Origin of the sequence: Flavobacterium sp. HBTb2-11-1 (assembly GCF_009826975.1) — a bacterium.
Classification (GTDB): Bacteria; Bacteroidota; Bacteroidia; order Flavobacteriales; family Flavobacteriaceae; genus Flavobacterium.
Window position 1 is genome coordinate 266,050 of sequence record NZ_WUMO01000005.1, and the last position, 18,586, is coordinate 284,635.

Consider the following 18,586-nt stretch of genomic DNA (forward strand, 5'->3'; position numbering starts at 1 on the left):
TTTATTTAAAAATTGGCTTTTGATTTTACGTTTTTAACTTATTGTATAATTAGTTTTCTCAGTTTTGTTCCCTGCTGTGATTCAAACAGTACAAAATAAATTCCCGCTGAAAGTCCATTTAAGCTAAAATTGAATGAATATGCATCTTTTCCAGTGCCGCTTTTTGAATCGATTACTACATTATTATTTAGATTGTAAACTTTAACGCTGGCTGACATCACTTTATCTAATGTTGCATCAACAGTAAAAATTCCGTTTGATGGATTTGGATAAAGTTTTATATCAAATTTTTTCTGTAAATCAGTATTGTCTGGATCTACATATTCACCTTCAGTTACTATGATCGTTTTGGTCTGAGAAGCTGTGCATCGGCCTTTTTCTGTATTTATTGTAATATCATATTCGCCAGCTTTAGGGAAACTCATTTCGGCATAATCTCCATTATTGTTTGTAACAATTGCTTCCGAAGGCAATTTCCATTCAATTTTATCTGCTTTTGGGTTGCTAACATCTACGATGATAAATTTTTCATTAACAAATACTTGAGATGACATAATAAACTCAGCACTGATATCAGATTCTTGGCTCGAAATATTAATTGTATCTGTTGCCTGGCAGCCTAATTTATTGGTTACCGTAAGAGTGTAGTTTGCTGGTTCTGAAACTGTAATGATTGGATTGGTACTTTTGAATCCTTTGTCAGAAGCCCATGCATAAGTAGCCTTATCATCATCGACAGTACCATTAATTGTTAGGCTTTGTTTGTAGCAAAGTGTAACATCTTCGCCCAAATAAATAACATCTTTTGGAGGATCTACCACAGTATAACTTCTTAAAATTTTACAGCCTCTAGAATCTGTTATCTCAATTGAATAGGCACCTGCTGGAGCATTGCTTAATGTATTTGTTTTCTCGCCAGTGTTCCATAAATAAGTATATGGAGCTGTACCTGCAATTGGCGTTACCACAATTTTTGCATCAGAGCCTAGATAACATGTTGGCATTTTAATTGTTTCTGAAGCATCAAGATGAGGTGGAGCAATAAACGAAATAGATTTAGTAATAGTACATCCATTAAAGTCTGTAACTGTTAGAGAATATGTTCCTGGTACAGCATTTTTTAGAACTTCAGTAGTTGCGCCAGTATTCCATAAATAGGTATAAGGTTTTGTTCCTCCAATAGCAGAAGGAGTAATAGTCCAATCATTTCCATCTCCGCAAAGTGTGTAATCTGCAGAAAGTGTATTGTTCAATTTTTGAGGTTCGTTAATCACAAACAATTCACTTTTTGAAATGTTGTTTTTTGTATCAGTAACTTCAACATAGTAAGTTCCAATTCCAAGATTTCCTAAGGTAACATTTGTTCCAAGAACGCCTGTATCTGGAACAGAATGCCATTTGTATGTATATCCTGCAATACCTCCAGTTACATTTGCTTTAATACTGGCATTTTTATCTCCATTACATAAAACTGAACTAACAGAAGTAATAGTAGCAACTAATAAATCAGGTTGTGTAATTTCGTATAATTCAGAAGTAATTGTACATCCTTGGGCATCAGTTACAATAGCATAATATTTACCAGCAGAAAGATCTGCTACAGTTGCAGTGGTTCCGTTAACCTGAATATTTGAACTTGTAAACCATTTATAGTTATAAGCCTGGGTTCCGCCTTGAACCACAATATTGATACTTCCATTATAAAGTCCAAAACCTGTTGCTGGAGTTATTGTATTTTGAGTTATTACAAGCTGCTTTGGCTCCGTAATTTCAACATTTACGATTGAAGTATAATTACAGCCTTTACTGTCTTGCACTTGAATGTCGTAAGTATTAGCTTTTAAATTTGGAATTACTGCAGTAAGATTATTAAAAGCTATCCAATTGCCATAATTTGAATCTTGCGATTTATAGCGGTATTGGAAAAGATTACTTCCACCAGAAGCTGTTAATGTTATAGTACCGTCATTGAATCCTAAACAGTTTACATTTTTTTGCGTATAAGTAACCGCAATCGGATCTGGCTGTGTAATGACAATTGATTGACTTGTAACTTCTACTTTATTGAAGTCTTTTACCACAGCATAATAAGTTCCGATTTCAAGATTGCTTAGCAATGCATTTGATTCGTTCGGAATTTTAACACCATTCTTATACCAAGAAATTGTTCTAATTCCAAAACCTCCTTTTACAGCCGCTGTTATAGCTCCATTTTTACCATTATTGCAAGTAATTTCTGCAGACTGGCTAATGCTGATTTCCAATACATTGTTGTTAAAATCAAACTCTGTTGATTTTGTACATCCAGTTGCATCGGTTGCCGAAACAGTAAAAATGCTTGAAGCTAAATTTGTGAAATCAACTTGTTTTAAATTCGAATTCGGAACGTCTTTAATAATTGTTCCGTTACTGTCTCTGCATACATATCTGTAAGGAGCAACTCCGCCGACAATCTCGATATGAAGTGCGCCGTCACTATTTCCAGCTGTTGGAATTGTTGGTACAATTTTATCCAAATCAAATCCGAAATCTTGAGGCTGATTAATGACAATATTGTTTAATGTTCCAATACATAAGTTTCCGTCGTAAACCGAAACAGAATAAGTTCCTTTTCTTAAGCTATATTGGTTTTTATCGGTGCTTCCGTTACTCCATAGATAAGTGTAAACAGGTGCTCCTGCAACGATATCAGGCGTTCCTCCAGTTACGTTAATTTCTACAACTCCATCGTATCCATCATAACAAGTTACATCTTGTTTATTTGCCGTAGTTACAATGATTTGAGTTGGCTGTGTAATTTCGAATAGGCTAGAAGTAGTCTGATTGTTATTTGAATCGATAACAGTTACATAATATTTACCAGTAGGAATATTTCCTGTTGTTGCTTCAGCATTTAAAGTTGTATTAATTAAAGTACCATTTTCTCTGAACCATTTGTAAGTGTAGAATCCCTGCGCATCTGGAACACCAGTTCCTGTAACTGCTTTTGCTCTTAAGATACCAGTTGAACCGAAACAATCAATAGTTTTAGCTACAGAAACAGTAACTTTAAGTTCTAATGGTTCTGTTATTGTAAATGTTTTTTCTAAAGTACAATTTTTACTGTCCGTTACGACTAATTTGTACGATCCAGCTGGTTGGTTGTTCAGAACAGCTGTAGTTTGACCATTAATTTCTACATTATTTTTAAACCATTTATAAGAATAATTTGAAGTTCCGCCAGAGATTTGAACAGAAATTTTTCCGTTGCTTAGCCCAAAACCAGTTGCATTTTTAACTTCATCGCTTGCAATTGCTAGTTCATTAGCAGGTTCAGAAATGGTAATTGTTTGACTGATAGAGCAGTTTACGGCATTTCTGTCTGATACTGTCACAGTATAAGTTCCTGCGGGAAGATTACTAATATTAGTTTTCCCGTTATTAACTGTAGAATTATAATTCCATACGATATTATAGTCAGAAGAACCTCCATTTATAGTTAAATTGATCGTACCATCGTTTCCATTTTTACAAGAAACCTCCGTCTTTGTATTGGCAATTGCTAATGGATTTGGTTGCGTAACTGTAAATTCGTTTACTCCGTATAAAACGTTATTGTTTTGGTCTGTTACTGAAACAATATATTTTCCAGCTCCTAAATTTGAAACTTTGTTTGTTGTTGATAATACTACAGTTGGGGCCGAAGCATTATACCATTTATAAATATAAGCAGGCACACCACCAGTAATTGTTGCAGTTAATTCTGCTGTTGTGTCTCCAAAACATTTTACTTGTGTATTTGGAGTCATTGTGATACCCGTAATATCTAATCTAGGTGGTTGAATTAATGTATATTCTTTAGTAATAGTACAATTACTTTGATCTGTAACAGTAAGTACATAAGTTCCAATTGCCAGCTGATCTAATAATTTTGAAGTTCCTATGACTGGAGTTGTTCCTTTTACTCTCCAAGCATAGGTATAATTCGTTGTTCCTCCAGTAATATTAACCTCAATAACACCATTTTTGGTTTCAAAACCTGTTAAGTTTTTTACTTGAACATCAATTATGGCTAGTGGCGCGACAGGCTGGGTTATTGCAATGTTGTTTAATGCTACTGAACATCCATTTTTATCTGTAACCACTAAACTATAAATCGCTGCAGTAAGCCCTGTTAAATTTTCTGTGTTAGCATAATCAGCATTGTCCTTTTTCCAAGCAAAAGTATACGGTGTAGTTCCACCTGAAGCATTAATGTTTATTGCTCCTGTAGCATTTCCGTAACATAAAACAGGTGTGGTCGAAGTTAGTGCAACAGTTAAGATGCTAGGTTGTACTAGATCAAGTTCATTGCTTTCTTTTGTTGCATTAACATTATCGGTTACAATTAACTTATATTTTCCAAAACCCAAATTAGGAAGAACATTAGTGTTTCCTGCAATTAAAACCCCGTTTTTATACCATTTGTAGATATAATTGGCAACTCCTCCGTTAACAGTAGCTGTTATTTCACCGTTAGTGTCTCCATTACATAAAATAGATTTAGTTTCATTTATAGAAACAATTAATTCTGGATTTTCAGTAATTGTGTATGTTTGTGTGGCAATACATGATTTACTATCTGTTACTGCTAAAGTATATTTACCAGCTTTAAGCCCGGAAATATCTTTTGTAGTTCTTGAAAAGGTATTGTCTTTATCGTATGTCCAGTTATAAGTATAGTTTCCATTATTTGGAGTTCCTCCAGTTATAGGATTTAGAGTAATAGCACCAGTACTTTGCCCGTAAATGGAAACATTTGTAATTGAAGGGGCAGGAATAGTAATAGGAGTAGGTTGTCCAAGAACAATTCCGCTTATAGTAAACGGACAATTGTTGGCATCGTTTACAGTTACTGAATAAGTTCCTGCAGTTAAAGCGGTCTGATCTTTTGCTGTACTTCCATTACTCCATAAATAGGTGTAGCCACTTCCTACTGTTCCTCCAGAAACGTCCAATATAATATTACCATTATTTCCTCCAAAACAACTTGGATCAGCTTTAGTATAAGTTACATTTAGCGGTGCAGTCGGCTGTGTAAGAGTATAATCGATATAAGCCGAAGGAGTTTGTCCTTCGTTAACTCTTACTCTGTAAGTTCCGTATGGGATATTACTTATTGTTGCAGCTGTTATTCCTATAGCAGTTTCACTACCCCCATTAATTTTGTACCATTTATAAGTATATCCAGATCCTAAACCTCCAAAAGCTCTTGCTGTTATATTACCTGTCGATTCGCCAAAACATTTAATATCTGTATGAGCATCAATTGCTATTGCTAAAGCATTTAGTACCATATCTGCACTCGTAACAGAGCAATTATTTGCATCTGTTATGATAACATGATATGTACCATTATCAAGACCAACAGCTTCACCGTCTTGATCAGGATCGGGATTAATTAGTGTGTTTCCTTTGTACCATGCATAAGTATATCCCGGAGTACCGCCTGTTCCGGACACTTTTATTTTTCCATCAAAGGTCGTTGGTGTAGAAGGCTGGGTTTGAGTTATTGAAGGATTGACAGTTAATGATGTTGAGGGTTCCGTAACTTGGACAGAACCAACTATAGAACAGCCTGCAACATTTGCATCAGTAACAGTATACTGATAAATTCCTGCGACCAAATTTGTTCTAGTTGCTCCTACTGGACCATTTGTCCATTGTACATTATAAGCACCTGTTCCTCCTCCAAGTGTTAAACTTACCATGCCGTTATTTCCTCCTCTACAGTTAACATTTGTTAAATTTGGTATAGCAGTTAATTGTGTATTTTGGTCTAAGAAGAAATCTTCAGAAATAGTTGTATTGGCAGGACTAGCATTGTCTGTAACTACAACTCTATAAATGCCTGTATCTAAACCATTAGGATTGCTATCTGATTTTCCAAATACAGTATTGTAAATGGCTCCTTCTTTTTTTTGCCAGACATAAGAATAACCTAAATTAACAGTACCTCCTGAAACTGATGCAACTAGACTTCCAGTGCCACCAAAGCAGGCAATTTTATTTCCAGAAATTAGAACTTCTAATTTTTGAGGCTGGCCTATAGTAAATGTTTTTGAAAGAGAGCAGTTTTTAGAGTCGGTCACTGTTACGATATAAGTACCCGCATAAAGCTTATTGAAGTCAGTAGGAGTAAATTGAGCCCCATCCTTTGTCCATACTTGTGTGTAGCTGGCATTATTTAATAAAGTTCCTCCAGTTATAGCAAAACTTTCAATACGTCCGTTGTTCTCTCCAAAACCTGAAGCTGCTTTTTCTGTACCTTCAATAACAATAGCTGCAGGATTATTAATAACAACTTTCCTAACTCCTGTTTGAGAATAAAGTAGGAAGGATGTTAATAATAAAGAAAAGAGTATAATTTTTTTCATATTTTTTGATCGTTTGCGTTTATATCTATGCAATTTTTAGAATCTCTAACTGTTATATAATGATCACCTGCTGGCAAAGTAATTTCGTCTGTAATAGATAAAAATTCAACTTCGGTTGCTGAGTCAATGGAATAGAAATAGGGACTAGTTCCATTAGAAGCACTTATTTTTATTATACCAGATTGATTGTGACATGCCGGTTGAGTCGTTATTATTTGATAACTAAATTGGCTGGGTGGGCCTACTGTAAAAGTTTTATTTAAAGCCTGACTTAAACTTGTGCCATTTGCGGTTGTTAATCTTGTTTGATAAGTTAAAATATAGGATTGTATTCCGAGTCCTGTCCATGTATAGCTTTTTGGATTGGCTGCCATCATAGATTTTGTTATAATTTTATTAGTTAAACCGGAACCATCAGTATGTTTCAAAGCCATTTCATATTGTTCATTATCTTGAAGTCCTCTGTCAAAGTTTAATGTTACTTCGCCATCAGATTTATATACACAAGATGTGAGATTATTTGAAGAAACTGAGTTTAAAACAGGAGGGCATGGATTTACATAATATGATACAATATTTGAGTAAACTTCTTCTCCAGTAATAGTAGTGTCAGAATCAATGAGAACACGAAAGTCAATGTTTCCGACATAAGTTGAAGAAACATAAGTTGATCTATTAAATTGAAATGTTTGATTAAAGGCTGTACTGACATTTGTTGATTGAAAATTGCCGCCTTCAATTCGATATTCCCATATAAAACGCTGCGTGCCTGTACAACCTGTAGCTTGTAAGTTTACTTTATCACAGAAAGAGTTATCAGGACTCGGCTGTATTAATACTTGATTACTTATTATGCTGAATTCAGGGATTATTTCTGCACCTGACCTACCACCAGAAATGCCTGACACTTTATAACAATTGACATTAAAATTGGTGGCTTCTAATCCAGAAGTCCAGTCTTCACCGCATGGACCACTACAGCTGTAAGACTCAGGTCTGTAAGCATCAAAATAGAATTGAGTGGGTTTTTGATCAAATATTAAATAATTATTGACTGCTTTTATAGGATATAGCAAATTTCCATCAGTTTTTTTTATCCAGTATCTATAATAGTATTGATCTTTTGTATAATAATTGAGGGTATAACTGCCAGCATCTCCAGCATTTGTATACATAATATACGTTTGCGAACAAACTTTGCAGTTTATAAATAAAATAATAAAAAATGTAAAGTAAAATTTCTTCATACTTATTCGTTAGCTGATAAATCGATACATGAATTAGTATCTCTTACTTTAATAGAATGTTGACCATATGAAACATTAATTTCGCCTGTTGGCGAAGTAAATTGTACTTCAGGATCTGAATCTATTTTGTAAAAATAAATTCCTGTTCCGCCCGATGCAGTCAATTTTATTTTCCCTTTCTCATTAAAGCAAGCGGGTTGAATTTCAGTAACCTGGAAAGTTACAGCTGTAGCAGAAGGAATAGTAAAACTTGGGTCTGGAGCGGGATTTGTGCTTGTTGGTTGATTGCTTATAAAAGTTTGATATTTTATAGAATAGTTACCTGGGGCCAAGCCCGAGAAATTTAACTTTCTGTTTACGTTATCAATAGACAAATCAGGTGTAGCCACTACAATATCACCTGGTTGCTTAAAGAAAGTAAAAACAAAACGTTCATTTTTTGCTAAGTCTAAATCTCGATCATAAGTAAAAACAACTTTACCGTCATTATTGTTGATACAGGTAGTGCTTGTGACAATTGGAGTTTCAATTAAACCAGGTGGACATGGAATAATGTCATAGATAATGAAGTCTGTGAAAGTTGTATTGTATCCAGTTTTTATATATAAATGAGTCTTTCCTTCATAACCGCCTAATGTTGCCATTGTAAAAGAAATAGCCCGTTTTGCTTGATAATTACTTGGAAAGTTTGACCAGTTAACTCCATCATAACTATATTGCCAGTTCCAGCCTCTTGTTAAAGTGATTACATCATTTTTGCAGACATTAGAATTAGATGGCTGTGGTAGATATATTCCCATCATGTCGGCATCTCCAATGCAGCCTCCAAAAAAATCACTATCAAATGTTTCTTTGTTGTAAGCAATAGTTTTGCTTAAAGTACAATCACTTCCATCTTTGTTTCCTGCTGTACGACTGCTGCAAACAATTTTTGTTGGATTATCGGTTACATAAAAGAATGTGTATGCAGTAACAACATTATCTGTTGTATTACTGCCTTCTGTCACGGAATTAGAGCCTACTGTTATACTTAAATTTCCTGCATGACTTCCATTCCAGCCTTGAAAAGGGTCTAATGTTGTTTTTACCAGCATACCATATTTGGTTGCCTGTCCATTTGAAAATTGTATTAGTCCAAAAAAGAGAAATAATACAATCAATAATTTTGTTTTCATCTTTTTAGTCATTTGCGTTTTTGTCTATACAGCCACTGGCGTCAGTAACTACAATGTTATAATTGTCTTGGCTTAAATTTCTAATGTAATACTTTCCATTGCTATATTCGGGAATGATTTCCTCTTGATTTTTATAAAAATGAAAAGGAGAAGTGCCACTAGTAATTGTGATTTCAATAAAGCCATCATTTCCTCCCACACAAGAAGGAAGCTCACCTTTAGTGTTAAAACTTAATTTTTCGGGATCTACATATTTGAACGGAGTATTTGTACTTTCTAAAGCTCCAGTATTTTGTTCATTTAATCTCGTTTGGTACTTGATATTGTAGGTTTGGCCATTTTCTAATTTTCCAAGATTTGTAAAAGAGTATTTATATTTTTGGACTGCCGAATCAAAAACAAGAGATTTTATTATTGCTGTATTTTGAAAAGATATAGCTGATGTAACACTATTTAATACATACATAATACTGATATCTTCATTTTGTGTAAGGTTGCGATCAAAAAAAACATCAATTGCTTGAATATTATCTCCATTGCATTTTGGACCTTGATAAAATATTCTTTCAGCAACAGGAGCACAAGGAGAATAATTAATAGTAAATGTGTTAGTAAATGGCCTTCCTATATAACCTAATCTAAAATAAAGTGGCTTATTAAAATAATTAATATGCGAATTGCCTAAGAGTTCTTGTATAGAAAATTCTGTAATTGTTCTATTATTTTTAGCAGTTGGCAAATCAATCCAAGTTGAGTTGTCTACCGAATACTGCCAATGAAATGCTACGTTTGGGTACAATCCAGCTCCATTTACAGATAGGTTTAACATTTCGCCCGCGCATACATTATTTGGATTTTCGAGGTTTAAATTAGTGATGACTAAATTACTTGGCTTGAAGTTCGTGATACGGGCTGTAATTCCACAAGGAGAATCACTAAATCCGGCAAAGCCATTTATTATTAAATTATCAAGTGTGGCAGTTACAGAAGTATTTGTATTACAAGGACCACTGCTGCCATTTTCATAATGCACACTTCCTGTAGAATTAATTGAAATTAAAAATGTACTTGTTGCTGAAAAGACTTTGTTTGTATAGCTTGTGGTATTTTTACCATTAGGAACATAACCATTTTTATTACCTGAAGCTATTGTAATTGTACTATTTTGTTTTACAGACCACGTGAACTTAGTAGCTTCAAAAGTGTTGTAAGTTGGTCCTTGTGGACCCTCCCAGCAAGTATTGCATAATACACCATCGACTACATCAAAATCATAAGTTTGACAATAGCAAAATGCACTAGTAAATAGAAAAAATAGTATGTAGAGGTTCCTCATATATTTATTAAAGTTGGAATTTAAAACAAGATCTATAAATTAAAATTTCACGGTATAGAAATCCATCTTAGACATTCTTCCATCTTTGAACAATGCTCGTATTCCGTATTTATAAGTTGTATTAATTGTTAATGTTGGATCTGATAATTTTCTAGTTTCAGATTTTACCATTTGAATTAATTGCAAAGGTTCTGCATTTGTAGCTTTGTATATTTCAAAACTTTCTACTCCAGCTTCATCATAGCTCCAAGACAAGTCAATACTTTTTGTAGTTGTATTTGCTTGCGCAAAGAATCCTTTTACAGCTGGTTTTACGGTATAATTTGGAACAAATAGAGCAATTTCTGGAGACGGCTTAGAAACTAGTTCGCTTTCATCTTTTGCATAAATGGCATATCTGTAAGTAGAGCCTTCTTTTGCTTTTTTATCTTGATAAGCTTCAGATTTATCTGTGCCACTCCATATTAATTCCCATTTTTCCTGATCATTTTCTTTTCGATAAAGCTGATGTGACTTTACATCTTCACTTTGGCTGTTTGCCCATTCTAAAAATACGGCTCCGTCTTTTACCTCATATTTTGTAAAAACAGGAGAAGCAGGTGGAATAACATCTGGTTTTTTTACAATTAAAGTTTCTGAAAAAGGAGACATGTTATATCGGTAATCTACAGCTATAATACGATAGTAAACCTTACTGTTTAAACTTTTAAGAATTACTTTGTCTTCAAAAGTGTTCTTTTCATGAGGGCTGACTGTCAATTGGCTAAATTCTTCTTCGGCAGTATTTCCTTTGTAAACGCGATATCCTAAAAGGTCTTTTTCTTTATTTGGAGCCCAAGATAATTTTACAACACCCAAACTATCAATTGTAGCTTTTAGGCCAATTGGCTTTGCAGGCGGAATAGAATCAACAGGCTGAACTAGCATAGGAAAAGAAGTTCTGCTATTTCCATTTTTTCCAACGGCCGTAATGGTAAAGTAATTCGTAGCAAGTAATTTATTATAAGTTACAGAACGATCTTTTGCTGGAATATTTTTGATTACTTTGACATATTTATCATCGTCGTAATCAGAACGGTTAAGCTCGAACCCAGAAATTTCATTATTCCCTTCTTCCGGAAATTCCCAAGTTAATGTAACAGTAGAATCGTCTTTGAAATCTTTTACCGTTAAGTGCGGAACATATTTCAATAAAGCTTTTCCTTTTCCAGAAACAACCTCTGAATAGGGGCCTAGCTCACCAAAAGGAGAAATTCCTTGAATACGATAATTATATGAAGTATTATTTGCTATAGAATCAACATAAAAAATTCTATTATTGTTTGCATTTTCTTGACTTAAGCTTGTGTATGGTTTTTCTGTGATTCTTTTGTAATTAATTTTATCAGTAGAACGTTCCACATAGTAGCTTCCATAAATATGAGATAGAATTTTAAAATTCCAACTTAACATAGTGCTATTGTCAGTAAAATGTGCTGTTAGATCCATTGGTTTTGGTAATGGCTCATATTCTTTTAAGCTAACAAATACTCCTCCATAAACAATGCTTAACTCTTTTTCGGGCACATTTGAGGAAATTCGATAGGCATATTTTTCGTTTTGCTTTACATTTTTGTCTTCAAAACCTAAACCTGCTTTTTTAGCAACTTCAAAATCTTTATCAGCTGTATATAATGCAAATGTGAAACGCTGTTCAGCTTCTTCAGAAAGATTTACAATAGATTCTAAATTATCAGCTCCAGTCACGCTAAAGCTTTCTCCAAAAATTGCTTGAGCAATAATGGCGGCATTATCATTTTCATCAATTAATTTTTCCCATGTCTCTACTGGTTCTGGTTTAAAAGCTTCAGCTAAAACTACACGTTCTGGTTTTGCCAGTGTTTTGTTGTCTCTTGTAACGGTAAATCGTTCAATTAAATAACCGTAAGTATTTAATTTTTTCCAAGCAATAGGAGTATTTACTGCCCAACGTAATAAAATGCGGTCTTTTTGAACTCTAGCAATTACTTGGATTTCGTTCTTTTTTTCTATGTCATTATTTTCCTTAGAATTGTTTTGGGCAATTCCAGAAAAATTGAAAATTAAAGAAAGGATAAAGAAAAATTTGAACTTCATTATTAAATTGATTTATTGAATGTGAATACTGAACTGCTTCCCAATTGTCCTCCTGGAAGAGTGTAATTCAGTTTTATGTTATAGGTTCCTTGTTTGATATAAGGGAATTTTCCGTTAATGATGTAATCATACTTCGTAATCATTTGTTGATTCAAAGTGTTTAAATATTTGTTAACCACTTTATATCTCAAATTGACAAAATCTGTTTTATAATAATATGGCAGATTATATCGGAAAGGCAGATATTCCTTTAACATATAGCTTGTTGGATTATTGATGAGATAATCCTGGTACCATGCTAAAGTTTCTACACCTTTTGTTGGAGGAACACCAAGAGAGGAGTTACTTCTATCAAATTGGAAATCATTTTCTAGAGGATATCCTTGGTAAACTAAAGGGAAAATTTCATTTTTGTAGTAACTGTCATCTAATATTGCTTCAGTATTGATTAAAGGAACATACATTGTTTTTGCATTTCCTATAATCTCAATTTCATCAAAAGGTTCAGTTGAGCTGTTTAGCGACTGTAAAGCATGAACATCAGAGTAGATAATTTCTACTAGGGTCTGTTTTGGCTTTTTAGCCGCCATTTTTTCAGCGAAACTATTGTATTGGCTTGTATTGAAATTATATTGCAATAATTCAACACCATCTCCACCAGTTACAACTTCTGCCAGTTTACTATCCTTTATCTCAACATTTGCATTTTCACCCAAATCTTGTTTAGTATAGCTTTCTTTTAAATTGCTATTGACATCGCTTTTTGTTTCGAGCGTCATTAAGGAAATATTATAAGTCTTAGACGTTTGTAACACTGGCAAGTCTATGCTTACTTTTCTTAGAGTGCTATTATAAGTTATTGTTCCTGTACTCGAAGCTGTTCCCGTTTTATAGAATGCTTTTTGAGACTGTCCTTGTTTTAATTCAAATAAGTAAGGTTGTCCTTGTTTTAGCACTATATATGCTTGTTTGGATTCATTTTGATAAACATATTTCTGGTCTATTACAGGATAGCAATACGCGATATTAGTTACAGGAATATTGTTTGGTGCAAGTCCTGTAGTGAAATTTCGAGCCTCAGTTTCAGTGGCAATCTGTCCATCGTCATAAACTGTTTTCCACGCTCCATTAGTAAATTCCTGAAAACTTACTTTTACCGTACTCACTAGATTTGAATTCGGCGGAAATACATCAAAAGGAGTGAAGCTTAATAAATCTTTAGTTTGGTTCCATGTGATTTCTCCCGGAATAATGACACCATCTTTTTTAACAGTATATTCTTCTAATTTGAGCTTATATGTCTTAACACCAGAATCTTCTTCTAATGTAAAGCTCTTTTCTACTGGAAAATTAAATCCAACTTGAGGAACTGCAAAAACACTAACATCTTTTGTACCTTCTGCTGGAGTAATGTCAGCAATTGTTTTTAAGCCACCTAAGGGAGCATCATTAAGAAATTCGCATTGCTTACCAAATTCTAATTTAAACCTGAAACTGCCTTTTATCGCACCTCCTAGTAAGTTGAAATAACCTCCAAGATAACCTCGAATCCAGACGGGGTTTGGTAGTTTAGCCTGTAAAAGAACTGCACCGCCACCTTTTATGATGGATATTTTCTTTTTAATCATAAACAATTTAATCTTGATTCCCAGTTCTCCCTGCAAATAAGCATAAGATTGTCCGTTAGCATACCATCCATTTAAACCAATTTGCCCCGAACCTTTACATTGTGCTTCGCCATAATCTTTCACCATAATATCAAACCCAAATCCGCATTGGAAGTTGGCATAAAATACCAGAAAAGTTAAATCTCCTGTTTTTAAACTAAAATCAGATCCAAATGCAAAACCTTTGCCAGAAGCTATGCTATTTTCATCTCTCATATAATCGAGAGATTCTGCACTAACCCCAAGAATTTGGGCAACAATAGATGGTGGAGGAGGACTTGCGGGAATATCATCTCCAATCATAAAATAGCCTCCAGCTTCAACTTCAAAAGATCCAATAGCCAGTTTTATTCCTAAACGATCTGTTGGAGTTCCCATTCTGATATACCATTTGTCCGGTGCAAAATGTAGTACTGCCCACCCAGCTCTGTTGCCAGATGCTCGACCTTTAATAAAACCTCCAGGAGTATCTATATACAAGTCAAAAGTTCCGTGAAGAGTTTTAGATCTAAAATCATATTCGATTGCTGCAAATGCATTGATTCCCATACGCGCTTTAACATCTGTAGGGTACAATTGCTCGGCCGCTTTAGAAAGATTTGAAGTTTTTAGTGCCTCTAATGCAACTGATGACATTAAAGATTCATTTTCAGTTACAGTTTTTAAAGCTTCTGTTAATTCTGATGCTCCAGGTATTTCGAAAGTTTGCATTACGTGTCCTTCACCATAAATACTGATTCGGTTTATACCTCCATGTGTATTAAATGCAATTTCGAATCCAGCACCACCCCAAAAAGCATCTGCAGTAGCAGTACCTGCAAATTTAATCATGGCTTTAACTCCAAGTCCGGAATCGATATCTGGAACATAGTTAGAACCAGAAGCGACAAAACTGTTGCTAAATCCGTCTTTTTTCATTTTGTAGTAAGCGCCACCGCCAAATCCTTTAAAGGTAATAGCGCCTGCCGGAATATTCAGGTTGTCGACCATTGCATCAACATACCAATATCTAAAGCTTTTTGAACCAAATATAGCATTGGCTTCAACAGAAATTCCTCCTGTAAAATCGGCGCCCAGCATTCCTTTGAATCCATTTCCGTAAATAGGATCATTGTCTAATATGGTAATGCTTCCTTTAAATTTAACTCCTCCAAGATCGGCAGCAACTTTAATTTCTTCAAATTTAAGACGGTCGAATTTCCATTTCTGAATTCCTTCTTCAGGAGCAAATTTTCCAATAACATAGAATTTTGTCTGGCCATTAAATTGATCCTTCATTAAGTTGATAGCTAAATCGACTTTTAAGCTTGCCGATTCAGTGTTGGCTATTAAAGCAATCTCATTTATGGTAACAGGAAAGTTACTAACCTTTGCGTCATCTTCCTTTATGTTTTTATACCCAAAATAATCTGCAGTAATAATTGGATTAACAGTTTGAAGAGTTAGATTTTGAAATATAATTCCTTTGAAAACAGCAGTTTCTTTTTCATCCGCTGCGTTTTCTCCTTCTGTTTTCTCTTTTACTCCAGCAACAGCTTCAGCAGCGGTTACAGGTTTGTTACTCGCTTTAAGCGAAAGAGTTCCGTATAGGACGGCTTTTGGTAAAAATTTGCCTTCTTTTACTTTTAGTTCTACGTAAGAGTTCTTTTCTAAGTTAGCTTTACCTTTAAAAACCTGAAAGCAAATATCGTTAGTAACCTCAGCTTTTAAAAGATATTCATTGTCAATGGTATTAAAAAGAGCTGTATATCCAAGTTCTCCTCTCGCGTCTGATGTGCATTGTCCCGAGGAAACTGGTAAAACAATTCCGCCATTAAATCCTGCAGAAACAAGAGAGTTAGCTCTAAAGCCTAATTCAATATGATTTACAGAAAACTGCCATCCAGAAGCATTTCCTTCATTAATATTTAAGATATTGTCTCCAGAAAAAACACCAGAAACTCCCATTCTGTCAATTAACAGATTGGTAGCTTGGAATGTAATTCGTTCGTTTGTGCCTTTCTTTTTAAATTGGGATGGTAAAACTAATTTTAAAGACTGAACATAAAATCCACGCCATAGTTTTTCATTTCCAGGCACTAGATAATCCTTTTCATAATCTTTTGGCCAAACAATATTACTTGAATTTCTCAAATCGCTCATATCAATGACCGCTCTGTTCAGTTCAAAACAATACCCAGGATGTTTAGTCAATTGAAAAGTAGGTAGGCTGATATCAATCAAAATATCATTCCAGTTGCCAACAACAGCCTTAAATTTTGCCGTTACACGACTATCACCAGCAATAGGATTATAAGCTGAATCAACAGGCTCAAGCATAGTTCTTGAGAATAGAACCTCTGCATCTACACCAAGTTCCTTAAAACCGTTACAATCAATAGTGACATAGGTCTTGTTTGTAACAGTACCGGTGGCCATTTCCATACCGCCTTTTAAAACCAAAAGCGTTTTATCGCCAAACATCTGAATTGGCACATCACCCAGTAAAACTAGATTAGTGTCACCAACTAGGCCCCCTTTATGAGAAAGTTTGATATTATTGGCTCCAAAAAATAATTCTTTTCTATTTCCTTGTGAATCTGTTTGCGGAAGTACAATTTTTACAAAAGCCGTTAATTCAGTATATTGAGGAGTAAATTTGGCATTGCTAATCCCTAAAGAATATTGAATGCCGCCAATAGTTTTTTTAATTCCTATTGGTAGCATTGTTAGATTTTTAGGTTCTAAATAATCGGTAAGATTATCGTTTTTCTCGATTTCATTGAAAACCTCTTTTGCTTTTTCAAGAAATTGATTGGTTGGATCACTTACAGGGTAATTTTTCGCTATAAATGAGCTCGTAAATTCGCTTTCGGTAACGCCGTTGAATGTGCTTTTTACAACTTGCTGATCAAGTATTGACTGTTTTGGATTGCTCTTTTTAACATTTGAAATAGTATCAATGTTCGAGTTTGAAAAACAGTTAATACTTGATAAAAATAAAACTATACTAAATACAAAAGAATGAAACTTTGAAGTAATTTTTTTCAATTTATAGTAGGTTTGGTTATGTGTTTTGAGATAAGGCTATAAAGAAGAAAAGAATGCTTTGAGAATAAACTTGCGAAATTCTAATCTTGAAAGCAATGTTTAAGAAAGTAAAGTTATTTTCATAAATCTGATTTGGGTTTTAAAACGTAATAGATTGTTAAAATTTCGCCAAAAATAAACTTTTAATTAGACAAAACATTACGGGTTTCCACATTTTGTGAAGAAAAAATAAAAAGGCCTTCCAAAATTGGAAGGCCTGTGCTTATTATCTTTTTTTCTGTTGACCTGGAGCATATGCTTTGGCGCTTTGGTCTCCAGTCATTTTTTTGGCTTGTCCTGGTGGTATTTTACCTGGGGCAGGGTGTGGGCTGCGAGTGTGTACATGTGCGCTACAGCTAATAACGCTTAGTGCTAAGAACAAAAGAACCAGTACTACTACGGCAATTCGTGTGATTTTTGATGTTTGCATTTTTAGTTTTAATTTTATTTGAGGTATTGCAAATATAATCGAAATGTTATCTTTTGAAGTATTTAAGCTTAGTTTAAAATGAGTCCAAATAACGTATCCATTTCACGCTGAATAATGGTTTGCTTTTTGTTTTTACAGTTATTTAAGTAAAGTTCTTCAAAAAACAGAAAAGCTCCAGAAAAATCCAGAGCTTTTTTTAAAATATATTTTATAGAAAGATTAATCTTCTTTCATGGTATGATAAACGTTCATTACGTCATCATCTTCTTCGATTTTTTCGATCAATTTCTCAACGTCAGCGATTTGAGCTTCAGTTAATTCTTTTGTGATTTGAGGAATACGCTCAAAACCAGAAGAAAGGATTTCAAGACCTCTGTTTTCTAATTCTTTCTGTAAAGCACCAAAACTTCCAAAAGGAGCATAGATTAAGATTCCGTCTTCGTCTTCAAAAACCTCTTCAGCACCAAAATCGATAAGTTCTAATTCTAATTCCTCAGCATCGATACCATCTTTTGCAATTCTAAAGTTGCAAGTATGGTCAAACATAAACTCAACAGAACCTTGAGTTCCCATTGTTCCATTACATTTGTTGAAATAGCTACGGATGTTGGCTACCGTTCTGTTATTATTATCAGAAGCAGTTTCAATCAAGATTGCAATTCCGTGAGGAGCGTATCCTTCAAACAAAATTTCTTTATAGTTAGCAGTATCTTTATTACTTGCATTTTTAATCGCGCGCTCCACATTGTCCTTAGGCATGTTAGCGGCTTTTGCATTTTGAATAACAGCTCTTAATCTAGAATTGGCGTCTGGGTTTGGTCCGCCTTCTTTAACAGCCATTACGATATCTTTACCAATTCTGGTAAATGTTTTGGCCATTGCTGACCAACGTTTCATTTTTCTTCCTTTTCTAAATTCGAACGCTCTTCCCATTTCTAATTTTTAGTTTTGTGATGCAAAAATAAGGTTTTCCTAATTTTTACAAAAACAAAATTGTTCTTTTTTGTTTCAAGTTTCAAGGCATCAAGTTACTCGGTTTGTGTTGAATTTAACCGCAAAGTACGCAATCCCGATAGCTATCGGGAACGCAAAGGACGCAAAGAAATTTTTAAGTTAAGCTATAAAATAAAAAAATCACAAAGCTATATAAAT

7 protein-coding genes are annotated in these 18,586 nt (G+C 34.2%); all 7 read right to left on the reverse strand.

All coding sequences use genetic code 11. From position 1 onward, the window contains the following. Nucleotides 1-38: 38 nt before the first annotated feature. Nucleotides 39-6,395, reverse strand: coding sequence for a T9SS type A sorting domain-containing protein (locus tag GR162_RS12960; RefSeq protein WP_160782517.1), 6,357 nt, complete (start codon nt 6,393-6,395; stop codon nt 39-41). Next, the gene (locus tag GR162_RS12965; protein WP_160782518.1) at nt 6,392-7,570 is read right to left on the reverse strand and encodes a hypothetical protein; all 1,179 of its coding nucleotides are present in this window, start codon (nt 7,568-7,570) and stop codon (nt 6,392-6,394) included. The genes GR162_RS12960 and GR162_RS12965 overlap by 4 nt, the downstream gene beginning before the upstream one ends. A 74-nt stretch (nt 7,571-7,644) precedes the next feature. Beyond that, complete coding sequence (locus tag GR162_RS12970) at nt 7,645-8,817, reverse strand: hypothetical protein (RefSeq protein ID WP_160782519.1); 1,173 nt, start codon at nt 8,815-8,817, stop codon at nt 7,645-7,647. A 4-nt stretch (nt 8,818-8,821) separates the two neighbouring features. Further along, on the reverse strand, nt 8,822-10,153 hold the full coding sequence (locus tag GR162_RS12975; protein ID WP_160782520.1) for a hypothetical protein: 1,332 nt from the start codon (nt 10,151-10,153) through the stop codon (nt 8,822-8,824). 39 nt (nt 10,154-10,192) lie between these two features. Continuing rightward, nucleotides 10,193-12,268 (reverse strand): fibronectin type III domain-containing protein, encoded by a 2,076-nt coding sequence (locus GR162_RS12980; RefSeq protein ID WP_160782521.1) that lies wholly within the window; start codon nt 12,266-12,268, stop codon nt 10,193-10,195. A gap of 2 nt (nt 12,269-12,270) precedes the next feature. Beyond that, entirely contained in the window at nt 12,271-16,965 is a 4,695-nt protein-coding gene (locus tag GR162_RS12985) for a hypothetical protein (RefSeq protein WP_160782522.1), read from the reverse strand. Nucleotides 16,966-17,653: 688 nt separating this feature from the next. Continuing rightward, nucleotides 17,654-18,367 (reverse strand): YebC/PmpR family DNA-binding transcriptional regulator, encoded by a 714-nt coding sequence (locus tag GR162_RS12990; protein ID WP_129749175.1) that lies wholly within the window; start codon nt 18,365-18,367, stop codon nt 17,654-17,656. Nucleotides 18,368-18,586: the final 219 nt, after the last annotated feature.